Here is a 17,153-nt window from a genome sequence, read left to right as displayed (position 1 = left end):
TGAAATAAAATAAATAGATTTCTATCGTTTTCACCAGCAGATTCTAAAATATTAATGTGACAAATTGATAACTTGTATAGATTTCAAACTGTACCACTTCTATTTTAGATAAGTTTGAACTTGAGCTAAAGTAAAACAGTCCAAATTATGCAAAAAATGTTCAATTTTTTTGCTGATTTGAACTGACTTTTTCAGTATTCCTAAATTCGAGCTTGGGCTAAAGCATACTTTTGTAACATTATGAATCTTATATATTCATGTAGTTGTACGTGTGTGATTAAAACCACTTTTTTTCACTCATTTTTTTAAGAATAGTTTCAAGAGCTCTCGATTAAAATACATCAGCAAACCCATCATCACAACGACAATCCCCCACAAGGCTTCATTATGAATAATTTCATTATTTAAGGATGCCCCCAAAATTAGGGCGATGACTGGCGTCATGACATTACTCAAAGACACTGTCGACGCTGCTAAACGGCGGATTAACCAAAAATAGCACAGCATCGCAACAATTGATGACATGATCATTGTGAATAAAAAACCCACCATCGCTTGCGTACTTGGTAGCACAGTTGGGATTTGTTGCCAAATGAATGGAATGATTAAGAGTGATCCTAAAGCTGAAAAGATTAAGGAACCTGTCGCCTGACTCATGGGGCTTAAAGGTGCATTAATTTGTTTGACCCAAAAAATCGAACTGATATACGACACCATACTGATCAGCATCAAAACCACACCCCAAGGATTGACTCGCTCATCTGCAGATTCTGCGAAAACAAATGTGAGACCTAATACGGCAATGACCATTCCACTCCATTGTAAAATAGACAACTTATGTGTTTTTAGGATGAGATGCCCAATGAGACCTGCAATCAATGGCGAAAATCCGAAGATCAGTGCCATTAAGCCTGAAGTTAAATAATTCGCTGCCAAGTAGATAAATAACTGCGCACCTATTAAATTTAGGCTACCAGCCACATAACTTTTCAGCGATACATGATCAAACGGGAGTGGATCACGCATCATTTTGAGCAACGCCAAAGCAATTATAGATGCACCAATGTATCGAATGATGAGCACCCACATTGGATGAATTTCTGCAACACTCCATACAATGGCAAGTGGCGTTGCAGCCCATATCAATACCAATAAGGCAAATATACTCGCAACGACCATTATATTCGCGGAACTAGAATTCATAATTTGCTCAAAATTAAATCAATATTTTCTTAGGCACATAAAAAACAGACCTAAGTTACCCTAGGTCTGTTGCACAATCATGCCGAGTTTACTTCACAAGTTTACGAAGGTCTTGGCTAAGATCTAAATATTTATCTGCTTCAAATGCAGCTTGCTTGCTAATCAATTTTTTAAGATGACGCATTTCTTTGGCCGCATTTACAGTGATGCCACCCACGATGATGCCATCAGTCACACCGAACAATACAAATGATGATTCAGCGCGAAGCTCAGGTTTAATCTCACCACGAACGAGCCATTCAGCCGCTGCCATATCACCTACGAATTGGTAGTTGATATCCAACTGATCTGTCCAGAACCATGCTGGATTAGGAGTAGGATGTTCTACACCCATCACATGGCGTGCAAAGATACCTGCTTGAAGATTGGCATTTTCCCAAGTCTCAACACGTCGGTGGTTACCACAGTCACGAAGTTGAGTTGCCACATCACCTGCCGCATAAATGTCAGCATTCGAGGTTTGGCAATTTTCATTTACTTTGATCGCGAGATCAACGTCAAGACCAGCGTCAACTGCCAACTGCGCATTTGGCACAATACCGATACCGTAAACCACAGCATCCGCACGAAGTTCTTCGCCATCGGCTAAAATCACCACGATTTCTTCGCCATCAAGCTTGCACTCTGCAATTGAAGTTGAAAGACGCACATCCACACCCGCCAATTTTTGCTGTTCAAGCAAGAATTCACTCAAGATGCGTGGCGATGAACGCCCCATCACCATTGGACCCATTTCAATGACAGTGACTTCACATTCTTTGAAACGTGCAGATGATGCAAGCTCAAGACCGATTACACCACCACCAATCAGGATGATACGCTGACCTTTTTGTAACACTGCTACAAGGGCTTGTGAATCTTCAAGATTACGCAGCGTGTAAACGTGTTTGCCTAATGCATCGAAGTTTGGAAGACGACGTGCTGCACCGCCAGTTGCAATCAGCAATTTGTCATAAGCAACAACATCACCATTTTGAAGTTCGACAGTTTTGGCTTCAGCGTTGATTTTAACGACACCATTACCACGAATTGCTGTCACACCAAGATCTGCTAATTTCTCTTCAGATAAAATTTCAATCTTGGTTTCTTCAGGTTTTAAAATGACATCTTTTGATAAGGGTGGACGCTCGTAAGGAAGATGCGTTTCATCACCAATTAATGTGATTTTACCTTCATATTTGTTTGCACGAAGCTCAAGGATCGCACTTGCGCCTGCTTGACCCGCACCAACGATGACGATGTTGTTTACATTGCTCATGGGATTAACCTTTTAATTCCGCAGATACGATACCGAAGCCCGCAATCCACTCACTAATGTCTTCATAGCAGTGAGTTGTCATTTCATACTCACCAACTTCGCTCAGTGCAGCAAATGCTGCCATCCAGCAACGCACTTCTTGACCACCACGACCACCTTCGACACGAATTTCTGCCTCAGTCATCGCTTCCATTGCAGCAAAATCTGCTTGTTTGAATTTCTCAAGCAATGCAATATCCCACTCAGGGCTCAGCGGTACTGCAACTGATGTATCTCCAGCAGCGAGTTTCTGACCAACTGCAATAATTTTCGCTTGACGCGCATTACGTGCTTCTTCAGTTGGATTACGACCAGCAATTAAAAACTCTTCAACTTCTGGTGGCACTGAACCCATTTGAGGTGTTGGTGGATCATGAGACAAACCGCCTGTACCCAATACAAGTACACGCTCATTTTCAAGATTAAGTGACTTAATATATTGTCCAACCGCACGACCTAAAGCAATGGTACGCTTTGTGGTTGGCATTGGTGCGGCAGCGCCATTAATAAATATTGGAATCGTTTTATAACGATCAAGTTTACCATCACAAAGGAAGTGTAATGGTTGAGTCACACCATGGTCAGCCTGCATACGATATGAGTATGCAACATCAACACCCTCATCTAGAACTTGACGCACAAGCGCCAAAGCCTTGTCTTCAGGAACATCGATTTTATTGTCAATTTTACCGTAATCCCAGTCACCAGCAGCCGTAGCACGGATACCGACACAGAAACTTGGCATAAGGTCGTAGAAAAAACCGTTAAAATGGTCTGGACCAAAAGTAATGATCAGTGTTGGATCGTAAGCTTTTACTTCAGCAGATAATTGTTCAAAAGCAGCACGTACTTTTTGCTCTTTTGACTGATCTTGAGGTGAAGCAAATTCCATTAAAGGACTGTGCGAAGCACAAATAAGTTTAACGGCCATGAGAGACTCCTTAAAAGGAAGGCAGCCTTAGAACAGGCTGCCGATAAGTCCATTTTTTAGACTAGATTTTATTCGTCAAAGAAACCAGCACGTGGTTGACGTAGACCACGAATACCCAAACCACATTCTGCGTTGATCAGAACTCCAGTTAAAGGTCGGTTATTTTGACGAGATGCCAAGAGCACATATGAACCTGTCATTTCTTCAGGCTCAGGTAAGAAGTTCAAAGGCATACCACGCGCGATTTTCTCAGGATCACGCGCATCTAAAAGACCTAAATTTTCTTGGCCTAATGATGCAGCACCTTTAATGTTTACATTCATACCTGATGGCGCAACAGCATTCACACGAACTTTCGGTGCAAGCTCATACGCCAATTCCTTCATGATGCCTACGCCAGCATGCTTAGACGCTGTGTAAACAGGACCACCACCCGCAGAATATAATGCTGAGTTAGATAATGTGAAGACAATTGAGCCTTCAGATTTAACCAACTCATCAAGTGCAGCTTTTGCACCTAGAATTAATGCTTTCGTATTAATTCCCATGATTTCGTCAAACGCTTTATCAAGTTGCTCACCTGAAGTATTGACGATATCTGCGTAGTGATCCCAGATTCCTGCATTACCAATAAAGCAATCAAGCTTACCAAAACGCTCAACAGTTGCTTTTACAGCACGGACATTGTCTTCATAGTTGGCAACATCACCAGCGATTGCAACAATTTGATCACCAAAGCGTTCTTTTAAAGCATCGACTTTAGATTGTGAACGTTGTAACACACCAACGTGTGCACCTTCTTCAAGGAAGCGTTCAACTAAAGCCCAACCTAAACCAGAACCACCACCTGTGATCAGTGCAACTTCGCCTTTAAGCCAACCCATGATTACTCTCCTGCCATCTCAACGTATAACGCACCATCTTCAACAATCACTGGGAAAGTTTGAATTGGATCTGTCGCTGGTAAACATAATGCTTGACCGGTTTTTAAACAGAAGCGAGCTGAATGCAATGGGCATTCGACAGTGCCATCGTCTTCAAGATAACCTTCTGACATTGAAGCATTACCATGAGAACAACGGTCATTCATTGCGAAGAACTCACCACCATTGTTAAACACTGCAAGCGCATCGATACCGTTAACGCCGCAATCTACTTTCAACGCTTCGCCTTCGTCTAATTCGTCAACTTGGCAAACAAAAATCTTATTCATTAGAAGAATACACTCAGGTTGTGAGAGTTATAGGTAACTTGATCAAGCGTGATCTTACGGTTGAAAATTTGGAAGCCTAGGCCACCTTCAACTTTACGGATCTTGTCATGACGTTTACCACAGTAAATCGTGACATCTTTCTCTTTTTGTGTACGGTACAAAAGATATGTAACGTATACATCGTATTCGCCTTCCACTTCAGTAGCTTCTACGATCACGTTACTCACCATATGAGTTGTACGTGATGGAGGCTCTTCAGCCCAAGCCATACCTGTTTCAAGACGAGCAACACGACGCTCTAAAAGATCTTTCGTATCATTGAACACCCAAGTTGTAGGTGGTTCAATTGAACGACGACGGTCACGTGTTTGAGCATTTGGTGTTGTACGTAGCGTGTAAGAAATATCTTCAGCTAACGTATCTAACCAGTCGCGGAATTTCCAATCGTCAAGCAATTTCGCTTCACGATAGAGGAATTGGCTAATTTGATGGTGAAGTTCTAAACTCACTTGACTCATTTCATAAGCTCCTTCTCATATTCGTCAGCTGCTTTCTCAACATCTTCCCATTTTTCATGGATTAGCAAGTCTGCCCAACGACGGTACATGCCGCGTGCCGCAGTTTCTGAGAAAATGTAGTTGGTGATACCAGGGATACCATCTTCACGAATTTTCTCGTTGCCAAGACCCATTTCCATAATGAGTTTGTTTTGACGCGCTTTGTAACCACGTAATACTTTTTGAATTTCGATCCAGTTTTCAGAGTCATCTTGCTCTAAGAAACCAGCTGGACCAAATGCACGTGTCGCAGAACGTTCAAACGCTTCTTTCACTTCTTGTGACGCTTCAGCATCCGCAATACAGAACGCCCATACTTCAGTTTTGTTTGGACCACGTGGGTGCCATACGCGAAGTGTTGCTGTACCGTTTAACCAAGACAATGTTGGGAACATAGTGTTATGACCAGCAAGACGTAACGCACGAATTTCACCAAGACGCTCTTTAACTTCTTCGTAAGTTTCGCGGAAATAGTTTGCTACTTCACCATCAACCCATACGTTTGCATCTGGTTTCTCTGTAAAGAAGAAGCCTGAACCGTGACCACGTGAACCATATTGGATCGCGTCTTTCGCAGTTTCCCATACCGGACGTGCAGTTTGCGCAGCACCTAGTTTCTTCGAAGATTCGTCATCAGGTTTAGCACCTAATACTTGAATCGCAGATGCGTGAGAGAACAATGCATGATATTGGTCAGATGCAAACTGTTCAGCCGCAAATTTCCAGTTACATTCGATTTCCCACTTATGAACACCACCGATGATCTCAGTACCACCTGGACGACGATCTAATACACCATCTAAGTACCAAGCAATATCACCCATGTATTCTTCAAGGTCTGGAGTTGTTTCATCCCAGCAACCGAAGATTAAGCCTTTATAAGACTTCACACGGTTTACTTCGATCAAACTCCACTTCTCTTTACATGCGCCTTGAGGGAATGCACGATCTTCAAGAGGAATATCTTTAAGAGAGCCGTCTACGCCATAAGACCAACCATGGTATGGACATGTAAACGCACGAGTGTTACCGCAGTCAGCAAAGCTCACGCGCATTGAACGGTGACGACATTGGTTTAACAATGCTTTGATTGAACCGTCTTTTTGACGTACCACGATGATCGGATCTTCACCCATATAGGTATTGAAGAAATCACCAGCCTTTGGAATTTGGCTTTCATGGCAAAGGAATAACCATGTACGACCGAACACACGTTCAAGTTCTAGTTCATAGATATCTGGATCTGTATAAATAGATGGCGTGATACGTCCATTTTGTGCATCGACTAAAGCATCGATTTCGCGCACATCAATTTTCCCACTCATGAAAAGCTCTCCTGTGACTAAATTAGACACAAACTAATAGACTCAACTTTGCAGAGATAATGAGTTTTGAACGAGTTTTGGGGAAATATTTTTTTTGTTTGAATCAAGATGTTTTATCGATAAATTAATCAATCGCTCAATACGTGAATTTTACCACATTTTAATAATAACGTTGATATTTCAATATGCTCAGCCCCACTTCACCGAATATCCATTTGTGAACTATACTCGCACTTGATCATATTTAGACATTATATGAATCAATCTTTGGATGATTTTTTTATGGAACTACGACACCTACGATATTTCATTGCTGTGGCAGAAGAACTCAACTTCACCAAAGCAGCCTTGCGCCTTTATACTGCTCAGCCATCATTGAGCCAGCAGATTAAAGATCTTGAAGATGAAATTGGCGTCCCTTTGCTTTATCGTACAAAACGTAAGGTAGAACTCACTGAGGAGGGGCAAGTCTTCCTTGAACAAGCTCGCCTCACGATAGCCCAAGCAGACAAAGCAGTCGCAATGACTCGTCAGATTGCCAAATCTAAACAGCAATTGTTACGTATCGGCTTTGTTCCTGTCGTTGAAATGAAAATTTTTCCTTACGTTCTCCCTAATCTTCGTGTTCAAAACCGGGATTTAAAGATTGAATTGTTAAGCTTAAACAATTCGGATCAGTCAAAAATGTTAAAAAAAGGCGAAATTGATATCGCTTTTACTCGTCAAAATCTATTTAGTGATGAAATCGAAAGTCAATTTGTTTTACGAGAACCTTTGATTTTCTTACTACCCAAAGATCACCCACTCGCTAAATACGATCGCATTCCAGTAAAAGAGCTCGATGGAATCGATTTCATTATTCCTTCTGAACAGCAATCTCAAACCCTAAATAAGATCATTCTAGACTTTGCAAAATACCATCAAATCAACTTAAATATTGTTCAAACTGCAGACAATATCCTCTTTAACATTAATTCTATTGGCATGAACCTGGGCTGTACTTTTCTACCTGGATATATCGCACCGCTGACGATGAACAACACTGTGATTCGCCCGTTAGACGTGGAATTACCTTCAATCGATTTATTTGCGAGCTATAGAAAAAGTACTAACTCAGAAGGCGTCAAAAAATTTATGGACTTACTGAGCTCTGTTTTTTATCTTGATATTAATCGTAATTAATCAATTTTTTCAAATTAATGATCACCGTTAGAAATAGCGGTGATTTTTATATTTTATTTTAACTGCCCACCTTAGACTTTAGTCTAATAAAGTTTTACAAATATCATCATAAATTCTATGAATTCAGGCTTTAGATTAGACTATTTTTTAAACAACCCATCAACTAACTAGACTTGCTCTACCACTTAAGTCTAATGCATTAAAACAGATCAATGCTCAATATTGATTATCAATATGCAGATTTAAACGTATTAAACACATGTTCTGTATTTTCAGTTTTAAAAAAGAGGATGATTAATTCATCCTCTTTTTTAGTTTTTTAGGATCTTAAATTATTTAACACCATGAACTGCTAGATAATTTTTGATCACCGTATTAAATTCTTCTGCTTTTTCAACTTGCGACCAGTGACCGCACTGACTGAAAATATGTGCATCAGCATTAGGAACGATATTTAAAATGTCCCAAGTACGAGACACAGGAATCACCACATCTTGAGTACCATGAATCAATAATACAGGAACTGTAATATCTTTCATTTTTTCAAAGTCTAATGGGAACTCGAAACGATCACGGTCACGTGCACCCACAACATCCATTAAACGATCAGATGCGTAGTCATTCGCTGCAGAATCAAAACGTACTTTTACCAGCTCATCTGTAATTAAGTCTTTATTTACAACGAACATTGAAAGTGTTTTACGAATACCTTCTTCTGTTAAAACTGGGTTTGCATGCGCTTTTAGGGCTGCAGTTTGTTTTGCACCACCTGTACCCATTGAAACAATACCGAGTACACGCTCTGGATAATCAAGTGCCAATTGGAATGCTAACCAACCACCTAGAGAATTACCTACTAACCATGTTTTTTCAATACCAAGTGCATCAAGAGTACGAATTGCATGATCAACCCATGCACGGATACCGTATTGAGTTCCTGGTGCAACGACAGTTTGACCATAACCAATGGTATCAATTGCGATACAACGCGCTTGCTCACCAATTGCAGGTAAATTCAACCACCAGTTAGCAGCTGCTGATACACCAGTACCAGAACCATGAAGGAATAAAATAGGCGTGCCTTCACCAATTTCATGATAATGGGTTAACTCACCTTCAGCAGTTTCGATCCATTTATCTTCTAAACCAAAGAATGAATCCGTTTTATATTCTGGAATTTGAACAGTGCTCATCATAGTCCTCTAACTGTCTATAACTGATCATATATTTGTGAAACAATCATCAGTTGATGTTTACAAATGATAGTTTTACAGGCTTATATTAACTGCTCTGTACCTTTCAACTGATACAAATTTACGATTGCATCCATCTTTTTACCAATTAAATAAATTACTGTTTTTCCTTATTTTTTTAAAATCAATATTCACCCTCTGAATATGACTTAATAAGATCTCGATATAATCCCTACTCATCATATCGAGATCAATTTCATTTTTAGAATTTATAACTATAACTTAACGCCACACGATGCTCTTCTAAATCACTCAAGGTGCCTGGAACATTGATGTTGTTATAATTAGTATCAATGAACATATAGTTGAAACCAAGACCTTTATACTTACCTTCTGGCACAACATAGTTCACGATGATGTTATTTTCATTCTCGCGACCTCGACCTGGTGTTGCCGTATCAATATTCCAACCTTGGAAATGACGTACAGTGGCAGATAATCCTGGTACACCCATTTCTTTAAAATTATAGGTATAACCCACACTCCAAGATTTCTCATCCTTACGGATAAAACTCGCGACTGACCAGTTATCTAAATAAGGTTGTGGCACCCAACCACCCAATGTTGGGAATAGTGTCGCTTTATCTCCATGCTCGCCAAACATCTCTTGATAACCCAATTGAACGGTATGCATACCATGGTTGACTTTCGCCCCCATAGAAATTGCTTGGCTATCAATTTTACCAAAAAGTTTATCACCAGTTTCACTGTTATCGAAGTAACGAATATGTGCATCTAAATTCGTTTTTTCATCAAGTTTAGTTTTATAGCTTGCAGCAACATAATGTTGCTTGAAGATGTCAGTTAAATCAGCGAACCAATAACTACCACCAATCTTTGATGTAAACTGGTGATCAACACCAACAATATACATTCCATCATCAGTTGTGAGACCTTGAGCTTCTGCCTTCGCAAAATCATTGTTTGGGAATAAGGTCAAATCTTGATACTGATTATCGTAACGCGCACTAATACCATCAATATATGCCAAGGTTAATTTAGTATCCTGAATATCTTTCGACTCAAACCATGCACCACTATAAGTAGTTAATAATTGGCGTGATGGATCGAAGAAAATAACTGGTGACATCGGCAATAAATCACCTACTTTAAGTTCAGTTTCAGAAACTTTAACTTTTAAAGTCGCACCAATTTTAGCATTATCACGTTCTGTACGACCTTGACTGTTATCATATGGCATATGAATGTCATTTACAGAATCACGCGATTTCAATCCAATTGCATATTGAGCCAAGAGATCTGCACCAACTTGAATGCCTGCACCAATATCGTGATAACCCGATTTAGCATCTAAAGTAATTGCTTGCGTCCAGTTACCATAATCTAGATTTGGTGCTGTATCGTAATTACGTTCTAAATAGAAATTTTTAAATTTAAGCTGAACATTTGAATCAGCCACAAAATTCGCGTGAGCAGCAGTTGTCCCTAGAGTTGTTGCAGCAATCATTGCTAGCCATAATTTTTGATGACGCATGGCTTCATCCTATACTCAAATCAGCGTTGATGAGCATATTGCTAAATTGTGCACTCTGAAGAAATCAGACTAGAGTCTAAAAAAAATTTAGACTTTTCCGATGAAAAACAATACTTTAAAAACTCTCATTGTTATAAACAATTAATAATAGCTCAGTAACTAAGCAAATTAACTTTTACTATGGATAATTTATTATATTTTAATATCTTACAAATTAACCCAGAAGCATTTTGCCATTTTATTTAATAGTTTTTAAGTTTAACAATCACGATACGCTCTACACCAAATCACTCAATATAAGCACCCAAACATCTCACGCAATTGTTTTTTTATATGTATCTTTTCTAAATTCATAAAAAAAGCACTCCTAAGAGTGCTCTTTCAAATCACTTTTAAATTATGCGTTAAGTTCTTTTGCTTTAGCCATAGTCAAAGCTAGATCTTCAATCATGTCTTCCTGACCACCAACAGTACCACGGCGACCAAGCTCCATTAAGATTTCACGCGCAGATACGCCATATTTCGCTTCAGCACGTTTAGCGAACAATAGGAATGAAGAGTAAACACCCGCATAACCTAAAGTAGCTGCATCACGGTCTGCACGAATTGGGTTGTGCATCATTGGAATCACGAGATCTTCAGCAACATCTTGTACTTTGAACAAGTCAACGCCTGTGTCCATACCCATACGATTTGCAACAGCAATAAACAATTCAAGTGGTGTGTTACCTGCACCCGCACCGAGACCTGCAGATGCCAAGTCAACACGTACCGCGCCTGCTTCAACAGCAGCAACAGTATTTGATACACCCATACCTAAGTTGTGGTGACCGTGGAAACCCAACTCAATGCTTGGGTCCAAGTGTTGACGTAAGTGTCCAACGCGATCAATTACATCTTGAGGAAGCATGTAACCTGCTGAGTCAGTCACATAAATACAGTTTGCACCGTAAGACACCATCTTCTTCGCTTCTTCTAAAAGACGCTCTGGAGATGCCATGTGAGCCAACATTAAGAAGCCCACTGTGTCCATTTCTAATTTACGCGCAGCGGTGATGTGCTGTTCAGAACAGTCAGCTTCAGTACAGTGAGTTGCAACACGAATCGTTGATACACCGATTTCATGTGCCATTTTCAAGTGGTCAACCGTACCGATACCAGGAAGAAGAAGTGCAGAAACTTTTGCATTCTTCATACGCGGTACAACAGCAGACAAGTATTCTTCGTCAGTCGCAGCAGCAAAACCGTAGTTTACTGATGAACCACCAAGGCCGTCACCGTGAGTGACTTCAATTAATGGTACGCCTGCATCATCAAGTGCTGTTGAAATTGCAATCATTTGCTCAACAGTCGTTTGATGGCGCTGCGGATGCATACCATCACGTAAAGTCATATCATGAACAATAATCTTAGACATGCGGTTGCTCCTTAAGCTTCTTCTTTGTTGAATACGTGTTCAGCAAACATTTCTGCTGTACGAGCAGCTGCAGCTGTCATAATGTCGAGGTTACCTGCATATTTCGGCAAGAAATCACCCAAACCTTCTACTTCCAAGAAGATAGAAACACGGTTACCATCAAAAATTGGACCATTTACAAGTTTGTAACCTGGTACATATTTTTGCACTTCTTTAATCATCGCGTGAACTGATTCAGTGATCGCAGCTTGATCTGGCTCACCTTCAACAAGACAGTGTACTGTGTCACGCATCATAAGTGGTGGCTCAGCAGGGTTAATGATGATGATCGCTTTACCTTTTTTCGCACCACCAACTTTCTCAATAGCACCCGCAGTTGTACGTGTGAATTCGTCGATGTTTTTACGTGTGCCAGGACCTACAGATTTTGTAGACACAGTCGCGATGATCTCACCATATTCAACAGGTTGAACACGTGAAACTGCTGCAACCATAGGAATTGTCGCCTGACCACCACACGTTACCATATTCACGTTAGGCACTTCACCTTCTGCAAGTAAAGCTTCTAAGTTCACAGGTGGAACACAGAAAGGACCAATTGCAGCAGGTGTTAAGTCAATCATCAGTACACCAAGTTCATTTAACTTGCGGCTGTTTTCAGCATGTACATATGCAGACGTTGCATCAAAAGCAATTTTGATATCATCTTCAATGACGTAAGGAAGAAGACCATCAACCCCTTCTGCAGTGGTTTTTAAACCCATTTTCGCAGCACGAGCAAGACCTTCAGAAGTAGGATCGATACCCACCATCCAAACTGGCTCTAACCATTCGCTACGTTGAAGTTTGTAAAGCAAATCAGTACCAATGTTACCTGGTCCGATCATTGCACATTTAATCTTTTTCATTAACGTACTCTCTCAAAATTCCGACTTATTCAGCAGCGAAAGCAGCAGTCACTGAACCAAAGCCTTCAATCTCAACTTTGAATTCATCACCTGGGTTTGCTACAACCATAGGGCCTAATGCACCTGTTAAAATAATGTCACCAGCTAACAATGGACGACCACGACGTACCATTTCATCAGCAAGCCAGACAGCTGCATTTAAAGGGTTTGCTAAGCAAGCCTTACCAACACCTTGAGACACGACTTCTTCACCACGTGTCATGATCATTTTACAATTCACTAGATCAAGGTTATCGAGTTTTACAGGACGTGAACCCAATACAAATGCAGCTGAAGATGCATTATCTGCGACAGTGTCAATCAAACTGATCTTCCAGTTTTCAATTCGACTATCCACCACCTCAACAGCAGGAAGTGCATAATCAGTCGCGCTGATAATGTCAGCATAAGTGTGTTTTTCTTTCGTTAAATCTTGTTTGATCACCAAAGCGATTTCCGCTTCTACTTTAGGTTGGATCAATAGACCTGCAGGAATCGCCTCTCCATCACCATAAGCCATGTCTGCAAACAGCATACCGAAGTCAGGTTGATCTACACCGAGTTGTGCTTGAACCACTTTTGATGTCAAACCGATTTTACGCCCAACTAAACGACGACCTTCTGATAAGGCACGCGCTGTATTCACTTCTTGTACAGCGTAAGCGATATCTACATCAGCAGCTTCACCACCCAACGTTGGGCGAATTGGTGCGATTGCACTTTGTGATAATTCAGCAGTTCGTAACGCTTGTGCTACTGATTCAACTACAGCAGAATTAGACATCAAGACTTCCTTCAACTTCATTCGATGATCTATTTGACCTTAGGAAATTGCTTGAAAACAACCTTCTAAAGGACAAATTCTTTTAGAGAGATACCTGCATCTCTGATGAGAGCTAGAATGGAAAAATCTTGACCTATATGCCAATACTTATTTTCTTTATGACAATAGTTTCAGACTATAAATAATTTATCAAATGAAGACTCTATCTTATTGTTTTACATGTTTTTAAAATTTTATTATTTAAATATACAGAATGTTTAATCTATTTCTAATACTACTTGTTAGACCATTGATAATAGAATTATCTATGGATTACAAATTATTAATCACTAATTCAAAGACAAGTTATATTCTTTTATTGTTCAACTACAATTCAATTTAAATACATTTTAAAAGCCTTGTTAAGCCGACTTAAGTCGTAAAATTTGTGTTAAATATTACAATTGCTACTATCTCATCACCAAATAATCACATTTTCTCTCCATCAAAAAAGATTAGAATATTCTGTAGAATATTCATCAGGTGAAGATACAGAGATAACAATGAAATTATTAAAACTGCCACTATTGATCTTAGCTACCGGGATTAGCTTTTCGGTACTTGCTGACACAGAACCTAAAACTAATATTATTAATCTTCAAGCAGACGCTTCTAAACAAGTCTCTAATGATGAAATGCACGCCATTTTATTTATTGAAAAAAGTAATAAACAGCCTGCACAACTTTCAACACAAATGACTCAATTGATGAATCAGGCCATCAACATCAGTAAAAAATTCCCCCAAGTAAAGGTCGAAACGGGTTCTCAGACCACTTATCCTGTCTATGACAACAACAATTCAACAAAACTGAAGGAATGGCGTGGCCGTGCTGAAGTGAATATTGAAAGCAAAGATTTTAAAGCAGCGAGCCAATTAATTAGCGAGTTACAACAAGATTTTCAAACACAATCGATTAATTTCACTGTTTCCACTGAAAAACGAAAGCAGGTTGAAAATGAGTTATTGACTGAAGCCACGCAAAATTTCCAACAGCGTGCTCAGGTTCTCACTAAAGCTTGGAATCGTTCTAGTTATAACTTGGTTAACTTGAATATGAACACCAATAATTATTCACCAAGACCATTAGCCATGGCACGTGCCGCAATGGTTGTAGAGAGTGCACCCGTTGCAGACTCACAAAATATGGCTGCTGGAGAATCAACAATCACAGTCAATGCAAATGGATCAATTCAATTAAAATAGTTTGCTATTAAAATTCAAAAAGCCACTCAATGAGTGGCTTTTTTTGTTTCTTACTTTTTAAATGGGAAAGCATATTTCACAATACGTCCCAAAACCTGACCATATTGTTTAAATAAACTCGCATTATTGTAATTCAAGCCGTATTTTTCACACACCGCTTTCACTTTAGGCCCCATTTGACGGTAACGTCGAGCAGGAATATCTGGATAAAGATGATGCTCAATCTGATGACTCAAATGCCCCGTCAAAATATGGAATCCTTCAGAACCTGTCAGGTTAGAAGACCCACGAATTTGACGCATATACCAATGGCCACGGCTTTCATTTTCTAAAACTGACTTCGGAAAAACTTCCACATCTTTGGTGAAGTGACCACAGAAAATGATACTGAATGTCCAAATATTACGAATACCATTAGCGACTAAATTACCTGTGAAAACGGGTAATGCTGCAGGACCAGCGATGAGTGGGAAGAAAACATAATCTTTAAATAACTGTTTCCCCATTTTCTTTTTCATCGGGTTCAAACGTTGTTGAAATTCTTCTTTGGTCATGCGCCCTTTTAAGCGCTTACCAATTTCTAAGTTCTGAATCGCTACACCCCACTGGAATAACAAACAAAACGGAATACTGTAAAGTGGTTGTAATAAATATCCTTTTTTCCAACGTTGCTCTGGGAACAAACGAAGAATCCCATAACCAATATCATCATCCATACCTTTAATATTGGTATAAGTATGATGTTTGTAGTTGTGGGTTTGGCGCCAATCATCAGATGTGCCTACGATATCCCATTCATAAGTTGTCCCTTTAAATTTAGGGTCATTCATCCAGTCATATTGACCATGCATCACATTATGGCCCAATTCCATGTTTTCCATGATTTTGGCAAAACCAAGCAAGCCTGTGCCTAAAAGCCATGCTGGAGGAAACCATCCAGCGAATAAGCATGCACGTCCAAGTATTGAACTGTAGCGAATCGCTGCATACACTCGCTTAATATACTTTTCGTCTTTTTCACCTAAATCATCAAGAACTTCCTGCTTAATTGCATCAAGTTCACGTGCGAGTTCATCAAGTTGTGCATCAGTGAGTTCACGATTTTTTGGGTTTTTGAAATATTGTGCTTGAACTGGCATATTCATGATTATTCTCGCTTATAGGTCGATAGTGAGATCAGACTGAGCTGAATTGATACAGATTTTGAGCAGATTTCCAGGCTCAGTATTTTCTGCACCATTGACGAGGTTTTTAGTTGCACCTTGCGCTTTATGGCATGCACATTTATTACATACCCCCATGCGGCAACCGTGCTGTGGGCGAATATTTTGTTGCTCTAAACTTGCAAGTATTGATTGTCCCTTTGGAATCGTGACGACCTTATTTGATTTCGTAAGTGTGACCTGAATAAAACCAGTTTCATCACTAATGAATGGTTCAACACTGAATGCTTCACCTTTAAATTTATGAACACGAGTATCAGTTAGTTGTTCAGCAACTTGCACAAATCCTGCTGGACCGCATGCATAAACCGTATATTGATCTAAGGATTCGATAGCCGTTAAATGAGAATCTTCTAAGCGGGAATCAGCTACTTCATCTTGAGTGGCAAAAAATTCAACATTAAAATTTGAGTGTTGATTCGCCAAAGCAATCAACTCTGTTTGAAATGCTAAATCTTCTGTTTTTTTTGCCCAGTACATCAATTTAACTGGCTGAGCTAATTTTTTTTCTTGCTGCAATAATGCCTTGATCAAGCTGTACATTGGAGTAATACCACTCCCTGCGGCCAGCATTAATAAAGGTGTATTTACACTTTCAAGTGTCATATCTCCATAGGGTGCACCAAACTCAACAATATCGCCTACCTCAGCTATATCGTTAATCCAAGAACTGACTACACCCTGATCGACTTTCTTAGCAGTCAACAATACATGTTGAGTGTCGATTTTGGTCAGACTATAGGTACGTTCAAAACAACGACCTCGTGTCGTGACAATAACTGGATGATGTTGCCCTGCTTCACCAAACTGAAATTTTCGATTAACCGCAATTTTTAAGCTGACCGTATCATTTGCAACTTGTGTACGTTCAACAATTTTGCCTAATGATTGATTCACCGACCAAGTTGGATCGATCTTTTGCAACCAAAAATTGGCAGCATTTGGATCAAATACAGCATTTACAGCGGATTTAATCAAATTTCTAGGTGGCTTAACTGCTTGCATCATGGGCTCATCACAGT

At 39.8% G+C, this 17,153-nt stretch carries 16 protein-coding genes; 2 read left to right on the top strand and 14 right to left on the bottom strand.

Annotation, left to right across the window (positions count from 1 at the left end; translation table 11 throughout):
• Window positions 1–297: 297 nt before the first annotated feature.
• The 7 genes from AC1M9C_RS06345 to hcaE all read right to left on the bottom strand — a co-directional run bounded on the left by AC1M9C_RS06345 (window position 298) and on the right by hcaE (window position 6,586).
• Entirely contained in the window at window positions 298–1,203 is a 906-nt protein-coding gene (locus AC1M9C_RS06345; RefSeq protein WP_481953398.1) for a DMT family transporter, read from the bottom strand.
• An 88-nt stretch (window positions 1,204–1,291) separates the two neighbouring features.
• Window positions 1,292–2,521: a 3-phenylpropionate/cinnamic acid dioxygenase ferredoxin--NAD(+) reductase subunit gene (gene hcaD, locus AC1M9C_RS06340; RefSeq protein ID WP_481953397.1), complete on the bottom strand. Its 1,230-nt coding sequence runs from the start codon at window positions 2,519–2,521 to the stop codon at window positions 1,292–1,294.
• A 4-nt stretch (window positions 2,522–2,525) separates the two neighbouring features.
• The gene (locus tag AC1M9C_RS06335; protein ID WP_481591390.1) at window positions 2,526–3,491 is read right to left on the bottom strand and encodes a 3-carboxyethylcatechol 2,3-dioxygenase; all 966 of its coding nucleotides are present in this window, start codon (window positions 3,489–3,491) and stop codon (window positions 2,526–2,528) included.
• Window positions 3,492–3,559: 68 nt separating this feature from the next.
• Window positions 3,560–4,375 (bottom strand): 3-phenylpropionate-dihydrodiol/cinnamic acid-dihydrodiol dehydrogenase, encoded by an 816-nt coding sequence (gene hcaB, locus AC1M9C_RS06330; RefSeq protein WP_481586390.1) that lies wholly within the window; start codon window positions 4,373–4,375, stop codon window positions 3,560–3,562.
• A gap of 2 nt (window positions 4,376–4,377) precedes the next feature.
• A complete protein-coding gene (gene hcaC / locus AC1M9C_RS06325) occupies window positions 4,378–4,704 on the bottom strand; it encodes a 3-phenylpropionate/cinnamic acid dioxygenase ferredoxin subunit (protein WP_005181999.1) in 327 nt (108 codons plus the stop codon).
• Entirely contained in the window at window positions 4,704–5,222 is a 519-nt protein-coding gene (hcaF, locus tag AC1M9C_RS06320) for a 3-phenylpropionate/cinnamic acid dioxygenase subunit beta (RefSeq protein ID WP_035267127.1), read from the bottom strand. Before hcaF ends, hcaC begins: the two co-directional genes overlap by 1 nt.
• Window positions 5,219–6,586, bottom strand: a complete 1,368-nt coding sequence (gene hcaE, locus AC1M9C_RS06315; protein WP_035267128.1) for a 3-phenylpropionate/cinnamic acid dioxygenase subunit alpha — start codon at window positions 6,584–6,586, stop codon at window positions 5,219–5,221. Before hcaE ends, hcaF begins: the two co-directional genes overlap by 4 nt.
• Window positions 6,587–6,868: 282 nt before the next feature.
• Between hcaE and hcaR the strand changes: the two genes are divergently transcribed.
• The gene (gene hcaR / locus AC1M9C_RS06310; RefSeq protein ID WP_035267131.1) at window positions 6,869–7,768 is read left to right on the top strand and encodes a DNA-binding transcriptional regulator HcaR; all 900 of its coding nucleotides are present in this window, start codon (window positions 6,869–6,871) and stop codon (window positions 7,766–7,768) included.
• 332 nt (window positions 7,769–8,100) lie between these two features.
• On the opposite strand, the gene AC1M9C_RS06305 is transcribed toward hcaR, so the two are convergent.
• From AC1M9C_RS06305 to AC1M9C_RS06285, 5 genes are all read right to left on the bottom strand, one after another.
• Window positions 8,101–8,961: an alpha/beta fold hydrolase gene (locus AC1M9C_RS06305; RefSeq protein WP_035267132.1), complete on the bottom strand. Its 861-nt coding sequence runs from the start codon at window positions 8,959–8,961 to the stop codon at window positions 8,101–8,103.
• A 262-nt stretch (window positions 8,962–9,223) separates the two neighbouring features.
• Window positions 9,224–10,516, bottom strand: a complete 1,293-nt coding sequence (locus tag AC1M9C_RS06300; RefSeq protein WP_481953396.1) for an OprD family outer membrane porin — start codon at window positions 10,514–10,516, stop codon at window positions 9,224–9,226.
• 397 nt (window positions 10,517–10,913) lie between these two features.
• A complete protein-coding gene (dmpG, locus tag AC1M9C_RS06295; RefSeq protein WP_092767099.1) occupies window positions 10,914–11,933 on the bottom strand; it encodes a 4-hydroxy-2-oxovalerate aldolase in 1,020 nt (339 codons plus the stop codon).
• Window positions 11,934–11,944: 11 nt separating this feature from the next.
• A complete protein-coding gene (locus AC1M9C_RS06290) occupies window positions 11,945–12,841 on the bottom strand; it encodes an acetaldehyde dehydrogenase (acetylating) (RefSeq protein WP_481953395.1) in 897 nt (298 codons plus the stop codon).
• A gap of 25 nt (window positions 12,842–12,866) precedes the next feature.
• Window positions 12,867–13,664: a 2-keto-4-pentenoate hydratase gene (locus AC1M9C_RS06285; protein WP_180028836.1), complete on the bottom strand. Its 798-nt coding sequence runs from the start codon at window positions 13,662–13,664 to the stop codon at window positions 12,867–12,869.
• Between the two features lie 542 nt (window positions 13,665–14,206).
• On the opposite strand from AC1M9C_RS06285, the gene AC1M9C_RS06280 reads away from it, so the two are divergent.
• Window positions 14,207–14,908 carry an SIMPL domain-containing protein gene (locus AC1M9C_RS06280; RefSeq protein ID WP_481953394.1) on the top strand — a complete coding sequence of 234 codons (702 nt, stop codon included), beginning with the start codon at window positions 14,207–14,209 and terminating at the stop codon, window positions 14,906–14,908.
• 50 nt (window positions 14,909–14,958) lie between these two features.
• Here the strand turns inward: AC1M9C_RS06280 and AC1M9C_RS06275 are convergent, their stop codons facing one another.
• Together AC1M9C_RS06275 and AC1M9C_RS06270 are read right to left on the bottom strand one after the other, a co-directional pair.
• Window positions 14,959–16,053, bottom strand: a complete 1,095-nt coding sequence (locus tag AC1M9C_RS06275) for a fatty acid desaturase family protein (protein WP_035267144.1) — start codon at window positions 16,051–16,053, stop codon at window positions 14,959–14,961.
• A gap of 12 nt (window positions 16,054–16,065) precedes the next feature.
• Entirely contained in the window at window positions 16,066–17,136 is a 1,071-nt protein-coding gene (locus AC1M9C_RS06270) for a flavin reductase family protein (RefSeq protein WP_481953393.1), read from the bottom strand.
• Window positions 17,137–17,153 lie beyond the last annotated feature (17 nt).

The organism is Acinetobacter sp. 24-47-39, from assembly GCF_056783825.1.
This window is presented reverse-complemented; position numbering and strand designations above follow the sequence as displayed.